Raw genomic sequence first — 16,356 nt, 5'->3', positions numbered from 1 at the left:
TTGCCTCCTTTCCTAGTAAACTTCTGGACCAGGTTGTTGAGCGCTTAGATCTGGTGCTTGACCACTTAGATCTGGTGTTGGTTGTTGTGGTGTTTCTTGTGATGGTACTTCTTCTGTAGGTGTTTGTTGTACAGGTTGTTCTACAGGCTGTTCGGATGGTTGCTCAGACGGTTGTTCAGTTTGCTGCTCGGTTGTTTCTTCAGTATCAGGCTCTATAGCTGGTTCTACTGTTTCAGCTGAATCGTTGTCACCTGATGTGCTTCCACTCTTTAGACTTTTCTTAGATACTTCAATATAAGGTGTTAAATCACCATATGCTTGAATCATAAGATAATTCATTAATTCTGTTTTCTTAGTCTTAGGTAAGTTTAAGTCTTTTCTAAGTTTATTAGAAAGTTCTAATAAATTATCTAAGTCAGGATTGAAGAAGTAAACACCATTGAAATTAGCATCAGTTCCTGTAATTTGTTCTGTTTTGATTTTTACTTTACTTGATGAATAAGTCGTTGCTAAGTTTTGAATATCTTCAAATGAGAAATTGTGTTTCGCATTTTTACCAACGATTTTAACTAAGTCATCTAATTTATTAATAGAATTTGTTTCTTGAGCTTTTTTGATAATGGCTTTAATCATTTCCATTTGACGTTTACCACGCTCTAAATCTGAATCTTGTTTTCTTGAACGAACAACTGCAAGTGCTTCGTCACCAGATAAATTACGTTTACCTTTTTTAACTTTAATACGTCCTTTATCTTCTGTGTTTGGCTCGTTTAAATCAAATGGTACATCATACTCAATACCACCAAGCTCATCTACAACTTCAACAAAAGCTTCCATATTAATTCTTGCATAGTAATCTACTGGAACGTTTAATGTACTTTCAACACTTTCCATTGAACCTTCTGGACCATCTATTGCATGAGCGTGCGTGATTTTATCATAATATTTTACGGCTGGTATATAACTTAATGTATCACGTGGAATACTAACCATACGTATTTGCTTTTTATCTCTATTAAATGTTGTATAAATCATAGCATCAGTACGAGATTGGTTAGCCTTTTGACCACCTTCACGTCTTGATGTACTATCATCTACACCTAAAAATAATACCGACACATGATCTAAACTAGGATCTACTGGTTTATCTCTTAAAGATGATTTGCTTTTTTTAGAATCAAGAAATGAATCATTAATCGCACCTTTAGTTTCAAGATAAAGCATGAGTCCAAATACTACGGGTAGAATCATGAGTACTATTGACATCAAAAGTAAACCTATTTTTGCAAATCTTTTCATATTATATATTTACCCTTCTATTCGTATTGTGTTTTGAAATATCTATTTTTGCATATTATACATCATATATGATTATACAAGTAAAATTCAACAATTTAAATGAATTATGTGTACTACTTATCAAATATAGAATGTAAATTTGTTGTAAAATTTATGGAAATGGTGTAAATTATAGTGAAGAATGAGAGGTGAGACAAATGGCAAAAGTACTAGAAAAAGATTTAAATAGTATAAGTGAACAAATAGAGTTAAATAGAGAGAATTCGTATGATGTGATTAAGCCTCCAACCGTTAATGTTCTAGGTTTGCCATTTGCAAACCTGACGGCGAATGAAATGGTAGAACGTATTAAGTATTTTGTAAATCAGGAGACGAAAGACAATTTATTTATTGTAACAGCTAATCCTGAAATTGCACATTATGCTTATAGCAATAATCACTATCAACGACGTATTAAACATGCAGATTACATTGTACCAGACGGTATTGGTATTGTTAAAGCAGCAAAATATTTAAATACGCCATTGAAAGAACGTGTTCCGGGAATAGAGTTAATGGAAGAAATGTTGAATATTGCGAACGCAAGTAGCAAGAGAGTATTCTTATTAGGTTCTTCTAAAGAAGGCGTTAAAGCAACACGTAAAATTTTAGAAGAACAATATCCAAATATTACGTTTGATCATAAACATGGCTATAAACATGTATTAGATTATAAAGTAACTAAGAAAATAAAGAAATTTAATCCAGACTTTATTTTTGCGGCAATGGGTTTTCCTAAACAAGAAGATTGGATTTATTATAACCGTCATCACTTTGAGCATACAGTAATGATGGGTGTAGGTGGCTCATTTGATGTCATAAGCGGAAATGTTAAACGTGCACCAAAAATGTTTATTAAACTTAATTTAGAATGGTTATATAGAATTATAACTGATTTGAAACGTGTGAATAGAGCACTTAAAATTCCACTGTTTTTAAAAGAAGTTCAATTCCAAAAATCATGCACACCTAAAAAGAATAAATATGATTATATGAAGAATAGATAATTTAGAAACATCTTAATGTTGAAATTTAACATTAAGGTGTTTTTTTATGAAGAATTTTATCTATTTAATTGTTAACTAAATGTTATGATAAAGGTAACAATAAAAGTAGGTGGTATGATCATGCAAGTACTGGAACTTATAAATCAACAATTAAATACAAAAGCAGATAAAATTGCCATGTATATTGATGAGATGCATTTATCTTATAACGATTTATTGATAGAATCTGAAAAAATTGCCACAACATTAAAAGAATATCCAAAACATAACATGATTGGTATTTCGATGAAAAATCCACTTCAGTTTATAAAATGGTATATTGCAGCTTTAAAGTGTGAACTTATACCGTGCGTCCTAGATCCTTATATATCTGAAGAGAAGAAGCATGAATTATTAATGTTATATCGTATTCCATTATTAATAGATGACAGCAATAAAGTAAAATATCGACAAATAGAAAATAATACGGTATTACCTCAAGATATCTTACATATTGGATTTACTTCTGGGACGACAGGCATGCCTAAAGCATATATGAGGAATCATCAATCTTGGATTCAATCATTTAAATATAATGAAGACTTAATCAATGGTCATACAGACATTATGATAGCACCTGGACCACATGCACATTCTTTAACACTATACGCTATGATTTATGCATTAAGTACAGGTAGAACATTTATTGGCCAAAAGAAATTTAATACACAAATTCTAAATAAATTAATCAATATATTTAGTGAAAATCAAACGATGTTTATTGTACCTACAATGCTATATAGTTTATTGAATCATAACGTCCATTTAATGAATGTTTCGAGTATTTTTTCATCAGGTGCAAAATTATCTACACAAATATTTGAAAAATTTAAATACAAATATCCTGATATTGATTTAATTGAATTCTTTGGAAGCTCTGAAGCGAGTTTTATTAGCTACAATACTAATGGACAAGCAGATTCAGAATCTGTAGGTAAACTATTTCCTTCTGTACAAGTTCAAATTAAAGACAAAGATGAAAATAATATAGGCAGGTTATATGTCAAAAGTGACATGACATTTAGTGGTTATTTAAATGAAGAAGTCCGTGACGAGTGGATTAAAATAGGCGATTGGGCATCAATTTCTGCAGACCAAGAACTACGCTTATATGGACGAGAAAGTGACCGTTTAATTATTGGTGGTAAAAACGTATATCCAGAGATTATTGAGCAAAAATTATTAAATCTAGATATTGTTGATGAGGCAATTATTATAAGTAAAAAACATAATAAATTCGGAGAAATTGCTATTCTATTATATAAAGGTAAAGATCATTTGCAATATTTAAGTATGAAAGAGTATTTATTAGCGTGTGGGTTAAGTCGTTATGAAATACCGTCTCGAATGATACGAGTTAAACAGATGAAATATACATCTAGTGGAAAGATAGCGAGATATAAGATGAAATCTATTTATGAGTTAGGAGGAAAAGCATGGAACCAGTTATTGTAGCTGCAAAAAGAACGCCATTTGGTAAATATGGCGGTATTTTTAAACAATTAGAACCCGAATTACTCTTGAAACCTTTATATGAATATTTGTTAGCTGATCATGCTGAAGCACTTGAACATTTAAGTGAGGTTGTTTTAGGAAACGTAGTAGGTAATGGAGGCAATATCGCTAGAAAGTCTTTGCTAGAAGCAGGTTTGCCGGTTGATATACCTGGTATCACAATAGATAGACAATGTGGTGCAGGATTAGAAGCGGTAACGTATGCTTGTAGAATGATTCAAGCAGGTGCTGGTGATGTTTATATTGCTGGTGGTGTTGAAAGTACAAGTCGAGCACCTTGGAAAATCAAAAGACCACAATCAGTTTATGACTCACCAGAATTTTTTGAGCGTGCTTCATTTGCGCCTGATGGAGAAGACCCATCAATGATTGAAGCGGCTGAAAATGTTGCACAAGTATATCAAATATCTAGAGAAATACAGGACGAATATGCATACAATAGTCATCAAAAGACAATCGAAGCTATGGAAAAAGGTTATTTATCTAACGAAATTTATCCAATTAAAGTAGGTAATGAATGGATCCAACATGATGAAGGTGTTAAACCTAAATTAACTTTAAGGACGTTATCACGTTTAAAACCACTTATTAAAGATGGAACTGTAACAGTAGGTAATAGTTGCATGAAAAATGACGGTGGGGTATTACTTTTAATTATGAGTAAAGAAAAGGCGACTGCTTTAGGTTATCGCGAAGGACTGGAATTTATCGATAGTTCTGTAAAAGGTGTTGATCCAAGATTGCTAGGTATAGGACCAGTACCTGCAGTTGAAAGTTTATTAAAGCAGACACATTTAACAATGAACGATATTGACGGTGTTGAATTTAATGAAGCATTTAGTTCTCAAGTACTTGCTTCAAAAGATATGTTAAATATTCCAGACAATAAATTTAATTTGTATGGTGGAGCCTTAGCTATTGGACATCCATATGGAGCGAGTGGTGCTAGCCTCGTTACACGTTTATATCATATGAAAGAAATTGAGACATCGATAGCAACAATGGGAATAGGAGGCGGCATGGGACATGCAACATTATTTAGAAGATGGAATCGAAATAATTGACGTCATTTTCAACAAAGAAGATGTTGATGCATATAAAAAAACACTTCCTATAGAAAAGGATGTACCTTCAGTACCCGTATTATATTTAGCAAGTATATGGCCGGAATTTTCAATGTTTGAGCGTTTTTTAGAAAAAGAGATTTACTTAAAAGAAACATCAGTTGATGAGCTTAAAGCAATAGATGTTGATACAATTTATAAAGCAAAATTAAAAAATGAGAAAATAAAAAAAGTAAAGTCGTTTACGATTTACGAATTTAGTTTGACGATTACAAGTGGAAATGACATATACACTCGACTCAATCAAACATTCGTTGGAAAGTGAGGTATAGTATGAAATTTGATATTAGTCTTGTTAACAAATATTTAACTATTATTCATGATTCAAATCCAATCCATCAAGAAATTGTACCTGGCCAACTTGTATGTGAATGGTTGTTAGAAGATGTTGAGTGGCAACATTATACAGTGAGATACAAAAATCCAATTTATATAGATGAACCATTAGAAAAATCTTTGAAAAATAATAAAATTAAATGTATCAATCAACATGGGAAGATAAAGATTATAATTGAAAAGCAATAAAGTAGATTTAATATTTATCTAACAAAAGTTTTGTTATAACTATTATATAAAATCATTTTACAAGTTATTTAAAATCATGTAATCTTCATAAGTGACAAAAAATTATGAGTTGGAGTACTTATGAATAGAAAACATGAAATTACATATGCAAGGGCAATATTTTGCTTAATTATAGTAGCCGTGCATATATTATCAAATTATTTGAGAGACGTAGAATTACAAGATCATAATCGCATGGTTGTATTAACATTTCAAATATTAATTTTGTTTGCAACGCCGTGCTTTATTATTTTGTCAGAATCACTAATTTCAATGGTTTATAAAGATAAATTACCGAAAAACTTTCTAGTCAAACGCTTTAAATATATTATGATTCCTTATTTTTCAATTGGAACATTTTATGTGTATACAAAGTATAAAGTTGATGGAAATGAAGAAACATTCTGGCAGTTGTTTAAAGAAAATTTATTAATTGGTAATTGGTATGGCTGGTTTGTCATTGTCATATTCCAATTTTATATTCTACATTTAATCTTCCATAAATCATTAAGTAAAGCAAATCCAGTTGTTATGCTGGTCATCAGCTTTGCGATTAGTCTCGCACATTCATATCTAATGTACGATAATGACACGTATACGAATTGGTGGAATGAATTTTACCCGTTATTCCATAGAACGAATATTCTTTATTGGTTATTCTATTTTGTATTTGGTTTTTACTTAGGTAGATACTACAATGAAGTTCTATCGTTTATGGAGAAAAAGTTTATGTGGTTAGTTGGAAGTTTAGCTGGGGTAACACTTTTAGTTATTTATTCAATTTATCAAAATGATGTAACAGTTGTTCAATCTAACCGTTATGACATTTTAATATATTCAGCATTAGCGTTTATATTTATCTTGGTTATTTCTAAAAAGCTGGCTAACTTTAATATAAGCTTTTTATATTTTATTGGCGAAATATCGTTCTTTATTTACTTAACACATAAAATTATGGTCTATTACATGGCAAAATATACATTTCATTTTATAGATCAATTCTTTATGTATAATATTGCAACGTATATCTTTGCATTATCATTAAGTGTCGGTTTAGCAGTTGTTCTATCATTTATACCACTTTCTAGATTTATAATTGGTAGAAATTCTATTAACACAATGATTAGAGGAAATTATAGAGCAAATTAAGGGAGCGGGACAGAAATCTAATTTGTATAAAAAGATTTCGTAGTCCCGCCCCGGCAAGGATGACTAGAGTTGAAAAAAGCTTGATACAAGCGCATTTTCAATTCAGTCATCTACTGCCAATATACTAAAACAGGCTGAGACATTACTTTATGTCCCAGCCTGTTTTGTTATTTAAAATAAAAACGTGTAGCATCTAATTCGTCTTTAAAAGCTTTTTTATCGTTTGCTGACTTTTTGTTGAAATCTTTTAAGAATGCTTGGTATTTTGGAAGTACATCTTCAGTAGAACCAAATTCTTTTAGTATGCCGCCTTCAATCCAAGCTATTTTTGTACAAAAATCTTTAACTTGATTTATATTGTGACTGACAAAGAAAATAGTCTTGCCAGCTTCTTTAAATTGATTCATTTTATCTAAACTTTTCTTAGTGAATGTTTGGTCACCAACAGATAATGCTTCATCAATTACAAGAATATCTGGATCGACGGTAACATTGATTGCGAAACCTAATTTAGATTTCATACCGCTTGAATATTTCTTAACAGGTTGATATATAAATTCACCTAATTCAGAGAATTCGATAATTTGAGGTGTAAGTTCTTTAATTTGTTTTTTAGAGAAACCAAGTAATAACATCTTGTATTCGATATTATCTATTCCGTTTAATTGAGTGTTTAAACCTGAGTTAATTGCGATAACGTTAACATCACCGTGGCGTTCTATTACACCGTCTGTTGGTTGTAGTGAACCACCAATAATATTACTTAATGTCGATTTACCTGACCCGTTAATACCAACTAAACCGATAATATCGCCTTCATACGCAGTAAATGATATATCCTTAAGCGCGTAAAATCTTTGTGATTGATGTTTCGGTAAAAACACATCTTTTAATCTATCTTTATTATTACGGAAAATTTTATATTCTTTTGTTAGATTATTAATGATAACTGATTCTTTCATATGTACTTCATTCCTTATAATTATTAACATTTCTATTATGCATTATTTTATGAGTTTAGTAAATTTATTGTAAATTCTGTTAGAATCATGTAAATTATATATGTTCTATAATTATGAGATTAACCTAAAGTTTAATATATCATCTATGCTCATTTGATGCTATATTAAAGATTAAGTTATAAATGTCTTAGCGAGAGAGTGATATTCATGCATGCTGTTTTTACAGTAATAAAAGAGCACGTCAAAAACTTTTATTTGATTCAAAGATTAGCACAATTCCAATTAAAAATTTCGAATCATGATAATTATTTAGGATTAGCTTGGGAACTGATTAATCCTATACTACAAATATTTGTATATTGGTTTGCATTTGGCTTTGGTATTCGGCAAAATGGTCCAGTAGATGGTGTACCGTTTATCTTATATTTATTAGTCGGTATTAGTATGTGGTTCTTTGTGAACCAAGGTATACTTGAAGGGACTAAATCAATAGGTACTAGGTTTAATCAAGTTGCAAAGATGAATTTTCCTTTGTCAGCAATACCTGCTTATATTCTGACGAGTAGATTTTATGGTCATATTATTTTAGTTTTAATTATAATTTTATTATGTATTCCAACTGGTATTATACCTTCGATTTATATATTACAATTATTTATATATTTACCTTTAGTGTACATATTTGCATTTTCAGTTTCTTTATTAACGTCCACTTTAGGTGTTATTATTCGAGATACACAAATGGCGATGCAAGCTATTTTGAGAATGCTATTTTACGTGTCGCCAATTCTTTGGGTACCAGAAAAAGGTTCAGTGATTGAAATGATTATGAAATTAAATCCAGTATTCTTCTTTGCAGAAGGGTATCGAGCAGCAATATTATATGATAATTGGTACTTCATAGAACATTGGCAATTATTACTTTATAATATATGCGTGACAGTGTTATTCTTTGTAGTAGGTGCAATATTGCATGTTAGATTTAGACAAAGATTTGCTGACTTTATTTAAAATGATTAATAAATGAAAAGGCTGAGACATCAATGATTGTCTCAGCCTTTATCTCAATATAGAGCTTCTCATAGTCAATTTTTTTAACTTTAGTAAATTTACGTAAGGAAGTGTCAATGTGGTAAGAAGCATAATTAAACAAGTCTATCTTTCTGTTATTTTTGTATTTAATAAATTATTTAAAAGTAATGTGAAAAGTAAAAATGTCGTGGTATTTATGACATTTAAAGAAGATGTGTTACCTATAATCGAAGCATTAAAGAAAGAACAATATCATATTACAGTTATTGCGCATCCAAAGTGGATTGATTTTTTGAATGATATAGATGTAGATAAAGTGATCAATTTAAGTAATAAATATGTCTTACAACAGTTAAAAGCAATTAAAAGTAGTAAAATAATAATTATCGATACATATTATTTATTATTAGGCAGTATCAGCAAAACGCCAGAACAAAAAGTTATTCAAACATGGCATGCTGCCGGAGCCTTAAAAAAATTTGGCTTAGAAGATAAAAGTGTTAATCTTGAGCATAAACAACTCATAAAAAATTATTTATCAGTTTATCATTTTACAGATTATTATTTAGTAAGTTCAGATATTATGAAAGACGTCTTTATTAAAAGTTTAGATGCCAAACCGAATCAAATATTACCATTTGGATTACCTAGGTTAGACCAATATAAAAATAAACATGAATATCCTAATAAAACCAAAAAAATAGCTTTATATGTCCCTACTTATAGAGATTATACAAATGAAATTCATACGATAGATAAACAGAAATTTGAAAAAATGTGCCCTGAATACGAACTTGTGACTAAATTACATCCAAGCATTACTTCACATGATTCAGATCCGAGAGATATACAAGATTTAGTTGAAATGGCAGAAATCATTATTACAGATTACAGTTCACTCAGTATTGAAGCAGCACTTTTAAATAAGACGATTATTTTCTATAGTTATGATGAAGCAAAGTATGATGAAATGAGAGGACTCAATCAATACTATTATGAAATGACGAAAGAGAACAAAGCTTATGATTTAGAAACACTTTATAAACTTGTGAATCTGAATAAAATTAATCATAAAATTAAACCAATGTGGCATCAGTATACAAACTACGATGCAACTCAAAAGTTAGTTGATTTTATAAACAAAGGAGCTTAACGATATGGAAGTAAGTGTCATTATCCCTATTTATAATGCAGAAAAAACAATAGAGCAAACCATTAAATCAATTAAAAGTCATTATGAGCATGAAATCATTTGTATTAATGATGGATCTAAAGATAATAGTGCAGATGTAATTAGCAAAATTAATAATCCTAATATTGTACTTGTGAATCGAGAAAATAAAGGTGCTGCGGCAACGAGGAATGAAGGCATTAGTATCGCAAAAGGTAAATATATTATGTTTTGTGATGCAGATGATAAATTAGGTGAAGGCATTATCGACAAAATGGTTGATGCGATAAAAAGAAATGATACAGATATCGTGGTCGGTAAGGTTTCTCATTTAATTGGTGATCAGATTAGACCGATTCAAACATACAATGATTTAAAAGCTGTAGATCGTACGACATTAAACTTAACACCAGAAGTTACGCAGTCTATAGGTCCATACGGTAAATTGTACAAACATGACGTATTAGAAGATATTAGATTCGATGAAGATATTACTTTTTGTGAAGAGCATACCTTTAATTTAAAAGCTTGGTCAAAGAGTCGTATTACAATATTAGATGATTCAGCGTACTTGTATAATATAGGTATTGAAGACTCAATAGTAGCGACAAGTTACAAAAATATTGAAAAATATTTAAATGATGCCATTGAAGTTAGAAAAAGAACTTTGGACATTTTAAGTGATTTAAAAGAAAAAGTGAGTAACTATTATAGTTATAGAATGGATTATCTTATTATTTACTTTTTAATTCGAAATAATTTTATGAAAGTAGAAAACTTAAATCATGTTATAGATCCAGCAATTAACTATTTAAAAGTCGTACAACCACTTCAAACGAATAGTGTGAAAGATTTAAAAGAACTCGTATTGACAATTGCTGCGACTTACAATTTTGAAAGATTTAAAGAAGTGGCAAGTAATTTAGATATGCAAATTGATAAAAAAACTTATCGTACTTATAAACTCAAACTATTTAAACTTAAGACAAAAATGAATTTAAGAAATATAAGAAATAAAAGAAAGAAAATATCTCATTAAATTATAAAAAATAAAAATACTAACAGCCTTAAATGGTTGTTAGTATTTTTTATTTATTTTCATATATTAATTTCCAGTGTTGAATCAATATTTACATTTATTAATTAAATATACATAAACTTTACAATAGTTAATTATTTGATATAATTTACAATTGCATATCAAATTAAATTAAAATGGAGTTAAAATATGGATAAAAATATAATTGATATTGAAAGAAAGTTTAGGCCAGAAATTGAAGGCCTAAGGATTGTTGCAGCTTTATTAGTCGCTATTTACCATATTTGGTTTGGTAAAGTATCTGGTGGGGTAGATGTTTTCTTTGTTGTATCAGGATTCCTGATTACAACATCAATCATATCTACAATCAATAAAACAGGGGAATTTAAGTTTTGGCCATACATATCTAAATTAATGAAGCGTTTATTTCCGCTTGCATTTATTATTATATTAGTGATTCTCATATTAAGTATATTTTTCTTACCATCAACCATTTTTGATAAAACAATGAAAGAAGTCATTTCATCAATGTTCTATTATCAAAATTGGCAGTTGGCAATTAGTAATACAGATTATTTAGATGCACACCAAATGAAAAGTCCACTTGAACATTATTGGGCAATGTCCATTCAAGGACAATTCTATATCATTTGGTTCTTATTATTTACATTTATATTATTCATAATAAAAAAATATAAATTAGTAAATGGAAAGAGAATAGTAAATTACTTACTCGGTTTTATATTTATTGTATCCTTTGCATACTCAGTATATTTAACAGCAGTTAATCAACCTTTAGCATACTTTATTACATTTACGAGAGTATGGGAATTTGCGTTAGGTGGTTTACTTTGTATTAACTTAAGCAAAATTAAAATCAATAATTTAACAGCAGAAATTATTGGATGGATTGGTCTTATTGGTTTAATTTTAACGGGGGCTTTATTTGATGTATCAACAATGTTTCCAGGTTATATTGCTTTATGGCCTATGACTTGTGCATTACTGATTATTTTATCAGGTAATAAAGATACTAAATACGGTGTTAAGAACTTCTTATCTATGCCGATTATGATTAAACTAGGTGGCGTATCATTCGGAATATACTTATGGCACTGGGTATTGCTATCATTCTACAAATACAATATTTCAGAAACACCTGGTATTATTTCAGGGATACTTATCATTGTATTATCAATTGCTCTGTCATTTATTACGACTAAATATATTGAAACACCTATAAGAAGTGCAAATTTAAATAAAGTCGCATTCAAGAGAATAGGTATTATTGCATTAGCTAATATCATTTTAATCGCTGGTTTAGTCTCTCATAATGCATATGTGAAAATATCTGACGATAAAACACTAGCATCGAAAGATTATCCAGGAGCACTAGCCGCAACATCAAAACAAAAAATTAAAGAAAATGATCCAAAGCCTGAATTTGCCAATGTATTTGATGATTTACCACAATCACACTTAGATGATTCAAATCAAGGATTAAAAAAATCAGATTTAAAGATTGGTACTTATGGTAAGAAAAAAGACTACAAAGCAACAATTGCTTTAGTAGGTAGTTCACATTCTGAACATTGGTTAGGAGCAGTTATTGAAGCGGCAAAAGAGCATGATTATAGAGTGATTAATATCACAAGATCTGGAACAAGATTCTCTACAGGTTATGATGATAATTCATTAAAAGGGCAATGGGTTAAAAATGTCGAAAACTATTTAAAGAAATCTGATGATATTGATCTAGTGTTATCACATGTTACAGCAGCTGACTCAAATAGCGATAAGATTCAACAACAAATGGTAGATGAATTATTAAAAGTTAAGAATGATTATAATATAGAAGTAATGGCAATAAGAGATATTCCGAGATATGATTTTAATGTTTCAGAAGAACTAGAAAAATCTGGTGAAAAAGAGACAATTAAACTTATGAATAAAGGAAATAACCAACAAGATACTTCATATTGGAAAAAACTATCAGAAACAAGCAAAGATTTACCAAAATTCGATCCATCAGAATACTTTAAAGTGAATGGCAAGTATAGACCGATTATAGGTAATATTGTTGTGTATCGTGATATGGACCATATGACAAACACTTATTCAGAATCTTTCGGACCTATTTTAGCTAAAGAAATTAAATCTATCGTAAAAAAATAGAGAGCGGACAAAGTCCACTCTCTATTTTTATAATTTTTGTTTGAGTATATCTTTAAAGACGTGCTTTAAAATTTTTTCAGTGTCACCATGATAATGGTCATTCAATTTATTGCTAGCAATAGAAACAATAAATTCGTTGTTAGAATATGTTACAAAATCATTTTGATAAAATATGCCTCTGTATCTTTGGTGATTAGGGTAACTATAAAATCAATATCTATAAGGGCTAGGATATAAATTTGTAGAGGCTTTTGATAGTAAATTATCAGTTGATGATTTAGAAAGTAATTTATTTGATTTAAATTGACTTACTAGTTTAGCCATATCATCTGTTGAAATATAGATATTGCCAGCGCCATCGTATTTATCCAAAGTGGATGGGTAGAAATATATGGATTGATTATTTTTAAATTTATATCCTTTTACCATAAACTCTTGTTGAGTAATTGCGTCATAGCGAGCAGTATATTTTAAATGAGCTTTATTAATGATAAGTTCATTTAAGTTTTGTGCGTATGATTTTTTTGTAGCATTTTCTATGACTTTAGCAATTGTGATGTAGTTTGCATCATTATAAAAATAATTATGATAATTTTGGGGTACAACACCATTTAACTTATTACTTTCTATAGCACCATTTAAGCCCATCGCACTAGTTGGGAATTTTGCTTTAGCTAAGCCACTTCTATGCAACATTAAACCTGTTATAAATTTGTTAGCTGACTCAAGTAGGTACATTGATTTGCGATCATTATTTATATTGTTCTCAATATCCCTGAAACCATATGCTTTACTCATTACTGGTTGATTATGTTTATAAATGGTTATATTACCATTAAAAGATTTTGATTTTAAATACTTATCAATTTTTCTTTCCTCTGAAAAATTGATTTTAGATGTTTGCTTATTTTCTTTATGTTTTTTATAAATATGGGTTTGTGATTGCTCTTTTTTATATTGGCGAGCTTGGTAGACATCTTTTAAAAAGATGATTAGGCATATAGCGATGATGCATAATATAAGTTTATTTAATTTCTTCATGTTCTTCTCCTGATGTTTTTACATTATATTACCATGAATGCTATTTTTTTACATTTGATATTGTAAAAAAGAACACATTGATGTGTTCTAGTCATTACCGTATAATTCTTTTTTGATTTGAGTTGTTGAAATACCTTCTGTTCTCTTAAGATAAATCACTTCACAATGGTCTTTTAAGAAGTCGAATTCGCCTTCCCAATCATGTCCCATTAAGAATGTATCAACATTAAATTTTTCTACATCTTCTGTTTTTTGTTCCCAATTATTCTCTGGAATAACTAAGTCAACATATCTAATAGACTCTAGCATCATTTTTCTTTGTTCATAATTGTAATATGATTTTTTATTTTTCAACTTATTGAATTCGTCTGTTGATAAAGCAACAATTAGATAATCTCCATGCTGTTTAGCTCTTCTTAAAAGCTCAATATGGCCGTAATGTAGTAAATCATATGTTCCATAAGTAATTACTCTACGCATTATTTCACCCCATTATTTGATATCTTTAATATTAATATATATATGTATTATTGTAAATAGTTTGCGAAGTTTGTAAATTTATTTTGAAGGTATTTTAATTGGAGGAGTATAAATTTAACTTAATAAAGCTATTTTACATTTCGCTAAATAGTCATCAGTTTAAATTTATAAATATGTAGTGTATTATAATAGAATATGTTAATTTAATGTAAATTATGAATTAGAGGAGTATCTATGGAAGAAAAACTATTTTTAATGACTGAAAATTCATTTAAAAGTACGATAGAATATTTTAATAATAAAGAAGATGTCAATTCTACAGATAAAGAGAAATTACTTTATTATTTAAACAAAGTTTTCAATCCTCTATTTCCTTATAAATTTGACTTTATACTAAAAAATAGAAATGGTTTGTCAATTTTGTTAAGAAAGATTAACTACAGCACTCCTAAAAAAAGTGTTTTTAAATATTTAGAAGGTAAAGCTATGAAACGAGGAGATTTTAAATATAGTTATATGCTATCACAGTTTCGTAAATCTTTATCCATTTTACGCTCTAAAAACTATGTCTTAGATTTTAATCCAAGTAATGTAGACAAAACTATTGTTTATGAATCATTTAATGGTAGGGCATTTACGGACTCTCCAAAGATGCTTTATTTTTACTTAAAAGACGCACTACCTAATTATAAACATATTGTAGTAACGGATAATCATGATTTAGATGAAAATCTTAGATTATTAAATATAGAAACAGTTAAAAAAAATACTAAACAATATTTCAAAGTATATCAAAAAGCCAAATTATGGATTGCTAATACGAGATTATCACCCCAACTTGAGAAAAAAGAAAATCAACTTTTTATTCAAACATGGCACGGTACGCCCTTAAAGAAATTAGCTAATGATCAAACGGTTATTTCTATTCCCGAAATTACGCTTGAAGAGTATCTTTATGGCTTTAATAAAGAAACAAGTAGGTGGGATTTCCTAATATCTCCGAGTGAAACTGCTACTAAACGATTTAAATCTGCTTTTAATCTGAAAGAAGAACAGATTTTAACTTTAGGATATCCAAGAAATGATGATTTAGTTCAGTTAAATAATGAAGATTATATTCATCAACTCAAACAAAAATATGAAATTCCTTCTCATAAAAAAGTCATATTGTATGCACCGACATGGAGAGATAATGATCGTACAGATATAGGTAATTACAATTTTAAATTGAAGATTGATTTAGATTCGTTTAGTAAAGAACTATCCGATGAATATGTATTGCTCATAAGAGCACATTATTTAGTATCAGAACATTTGAATTTAGAAAATTATACAAATGTATATGACTTATCTAATGCTAATGATATCAACGAATTATTCTTAATGAGTGATGTATTAATCACAGATTATTCGTCTGTTTATTTCGATTATGCGAATCTAAGTAGACCAATCTTATTTTTTGCATATGATAAAGATGAATATGCTAACGATATTAGAGGATTTTATTTACCGTATGAATCAGATATACCAGGACCCGTCTTTGAAACAAGTGAAGCATTAATTGAATATATTAAATCAATGCAATATGTAGATATTCCACATTCTGATAATTATAGAAAATTCAATAATAAATATAATCAACTTGATGATGGAGGAGCAACTGAAAGAGTAAGTGAAAAGATTATCGGCACTCTAGATAAAGAAAAGGAGTTTCAATAAA

15 protein-coding genes are annotated in these 16,356 nt (G+C 29.2%); 11 read left to right on the top strand and 4 right to left on the bottom strand.

What is annotated here, in order from left to right; genetic code table 11:
• Window positions 1–12: 12 nt before the first annotated feature.
• Window positions 13–1,299, bottom strand: coding sequence for an LCP family glycopolymer transferase (locus tag LQ693_RS03805; RefSeq protein WP_107565987.1), 1,287 nt, complete (start codon window positions 1,297–1,299; stop codon window positions 13–15).
• A gap of 197 nt (window positions 1,300–1,496) precedes the next feature.
• On the opposite strand from LQ693_RS03805, the gene LQ693_RS03800 reads away from it, so the two are divergent.
• The 6 genes from LQ693_RS03800 (at window position 1,497) to LQ693_RS03775 (ending at window position 6,736) form a co-directional block, all read left to right on the top strand.
• On the top strand, window positions 1,497–2,345 hold the full coding sequence (locus LQ693_RS03800) for a WecB/TagA/CpsF family glycosyltransferase (protein WP_025905458.1): 849 nt from the start codon (window positions 1,497–1,499) through the stop codon (window positions 2,343–2,345).
• A 120-nt stretch (window positions 2,346–2,465) separates the two neighbouring features.
• A complete protein-coding gene (locus LQ693_RS03795; RefSeq protein ID WP_107573104.1) occupies window positions 2,466–3,839 on the top strand; it encodes an AMP-binding protein in 1,374 nt (457 codons plus the stop codon).
• Window positions 3,821–4,963, top strand: a complete 1,143-nt coding sequence (locus LQ693_RS03790) for a thiolase family protein (protein ID WP_239703060.1) — start codon at window positions 3,821–3,823, stop codon at window positions 4,961–4,963. The genes LQ693_RS03795 and LQ693_RS03790 overlap by 19 nt, the downstream gene beginning before the upstream one ends.
• Entirely contained in the window at window positions 4,926–5,288 is a 363-nt protein-coding gene (locus LQ693_RS03785; RefSeq protein WP_107573106.1) for a hypothetical protein, read from the top strand. The genes LQ693_RS03790 and LQ693_RS03785 overlap by 38 nt, the downstream gene beginning before the upstream one ends.
• An 8-nt stretch (window positions 5,289–5,296) precedes the next feature.
• Window positions 5,297–5,548 (top strand): hypothetical protein, encoded by a 252-nt coding sequence (locus LQ693_RS03780; protein ID WP_107573107.1) that lies wholly within the window; start codon window positions 5,297–5,299, stop codon window positions 5,546–5,548.
• Between the two features lie 120 nt (window positions 5,549–5,668).
• A complete protein-coding gene (locus tag LQ693_RS03775) occupies window positions 5,669–6,736 on the top strand; it encodes an acyltransferase family protein (protein ID WP_107596777.1) in 1,068 nt (355 codons plus the stop codon).
• Between the two features lie 167 nt (window positions 6,737–6,903).
• Here LQ693_RS03775 and tagH read toward each other — a convergent pair whose 3' ends face one another.
• Window positions 6,904–7,698, bottom strand: coding sequence for a teichoic acids export ABC transporter ATP-binding subunit TagH (gene tagH / locus LQ693_RS03770; RefSeq protein WP_025905453.1), 795 nt, complete (start codon window positions 7,696–7,698; stop codon window positions 6,904–6,906).
• Window positions 7,699–7,905: 207 nt separating this feature from the next.
• On the opposite strand from tagH, the gene LQ693_RS03765 reads away from it, so the two are divergent.
• The 4 genes from LQ693_RS03765 to LQ693_RS03750 all read left to right on the top strand — a co-directional run bounded on the left by LQ693_RS03765 (window position 7,906) and on the right by LQ693_RS03750 (window position 13,115).
• On the top strand, window positions 7,906–8,709 hold the full coding sequence (locus LQ693_RS03765) for an ABC transporter permease (protein WP_025905452.1): 804 nt from the start codon (window positions 7,906–7,908) through the stop codon (window positions 8,707–8,709).
• A gap of 118 nt (window positions 8,710–8,827) precedes the next feature.
• Entirely contained in the window at window positions 8,828–9,883 is a 1,056-nt protein-coding gene (locus LQ693_RS03760; RefSeq protein ID WP_107634411.1) for a CDP-glycerol glycerophosphotransferase family protein, read from the top strand.
• 4 nt (window positions 9,884–9,887) lie between these two features.
• Window positions 9,888–10,940, top strand: a complete 1,053-nt coding sequence (locus LQ693_RS03755; protein WP_239703061.1) for a glycosyltransferase family 2 protein — start codon at window positions 9,888–9,890, stop codon at window positions 10,938–10,940.
• 189 nt (window positions 10,941–11,129) lie between these two features.
• Window positions 11,130–13,115: an acyltransferase family protein gene (locus LQ693_RS03750; protein ID WP_239703062.1), complete on the top strand. Its 1,986-nt coding sequence runs from the start codon at window positions 11,130–11,132 to the stop codon at window positions 13,113–13,115.
• A 210-nt stretch (window positions 13,116–13,325) separates the two neighbouring features.
• Here the strand turns inward: LQ693_RS03750 and LQ693_RS03745 are convergent, their stop codons facing one another.
• A complete protein-coding gene (locus LQ693_RS03745; RefSeq protein WP_239703063.1) occupies window positions 13,326–14,156 on the bottom strand; it encodes a serine hydrolase in 831 nt (276 codons plus the stop codon).
• Window positions 14,157–14,243: 87 nt separating this feature from the next.
• On the bottom strand, window positions 14,244–14,636 hold the full coding sequence (gene tagD / locus LQ693_RS03740) for a glycerol-3-phosphate cytidylyltransferase (RefSeq protein WP_037588940.1): 393 nt from the start codon (window positions 14,634–14,636) through the stop codon (window positions 14,244–14,246).
• A 234-nt stretch (window positions 14,637–14,870) separates the two neighbouring features.
• On the opposite strand from tagD, the gene LQ693_RS03735 reads away from it, so the two are divergent.
• Window positions 14,871–16,355, top strand: a complete 1,485-nt coding sequence (locus LQ693_RS03735) for a CDP-glycerol glycerophosphotransferase family protein (RefSeq protein WP_239703064.1) — start codon at window positions 14,871–14,873, stop codon at window positions 16,353–16,355.
• Window position 16,356: the final 1 nt, after the last annotated feature.

Source organism: Mammaliicoccus sp. B-M6 (genome assembly GCF_022386965.1).
GTDB classification, from domain to species: Bacteria; Bacillota; Bacilli; order Staphylococcales; family Staphylococcaceae; genus Mammaliicoccus; species Mammaliicoccus sciuri_A.
This window is presented reverse-complemented; position numbering and strand designations above follow the sequence as displayed.

Coding starts and splice junctions, on each gene's coding strand:
- LQ693_RS03765 (WP_025905452.1), top strand. CDS start 7,906: ATGCATGCTGTTTTTACAGTAATAAAAGAGCACGTCAAAAACTTTTAT.
- LQ693_RS03780 (WP_107573107.1), top strand. CDS start 5,297: ATGAAATTTGATATTAGTCTTGTTAACAAATATTTAACTATTATTCAT.
- LQ693_RS03735 (WP_239703064.1), top strand. CDS start 14,871: ATGGAAGAAAAACTATTTTTAATGACTGAAAATTCATTTAAAAGTACG.
- LQ693_RS03785 (WP_107573106.1), top strand. CDS start 4,926: ATGCAACATTATTTAGAAGATGGAATCGAAATAATTGACGTCATTTTC.
- LQ693_RS03745 (WP_239703063.1), bottom strand. CDS start 14,156: ATGAAGAAATTAAATAAACTTATATTATGCATCATCGCTATATGCCTA.
- LQ693_RS03800 (WP_025905458.1), top strand. CDS start 1,497: ATGGCAAAAGTACTAGAAAAAGATTTAAATAGTATAAGTGAACAAATA.
- LQ693_RS03755 (WP_239703061.1), top strand. CDS start 9,888: ATGGAAGTAAGTGTCATTATCCCTATTTATAATGCAGAAAAAACAATA.
- LQ693_RS03775 (WP_107596777.1), top strand. CDS start 5,669: ATGAATAGAAAACATGAAATTACATATGCAAGGGCAATATTTTGCTTA.
- tagD (WP_037588940.1), bottom strand. CDS start 14,636: ATGCGTAGAGTAATTACTTATGGAACATATGATTTACTACATTACGGC.
- LQ693_RS03795 (WP_107573104.1), top strand. CDS start 2,466: ATGCAAGTACTGGAACTTATAAATCAACAATTAAATACAAAAGCAGAT.
- tagH (WP_025905453.1), bottom strand. CDS start 7,698: ATGAAAGAATCAGTTATCATTAATAATCTAACAAAAGAATATAAAATT.
- LQ693_RS03750 (WP_239703062.1), top strand. CDS start 11,130: ATGGATAAAAATATAATTGATATTGAAAGAAAGTTTAGGCCAGAAATT.
- LQ693_RS03790 (WP_239703060.1), top strand. CDS start 3,821: ATGGAACCAGTTATTGTAGCTGCAAAAAGAACGCCATTTGGTAAATAT.
- LQ693_RS03805 (WP_107565987.1), bottom strand. CDS start 1,299: ATGAAAAGATTTGCAAAAATAGGTTTACTTTTGATGTCAATAGTACTC.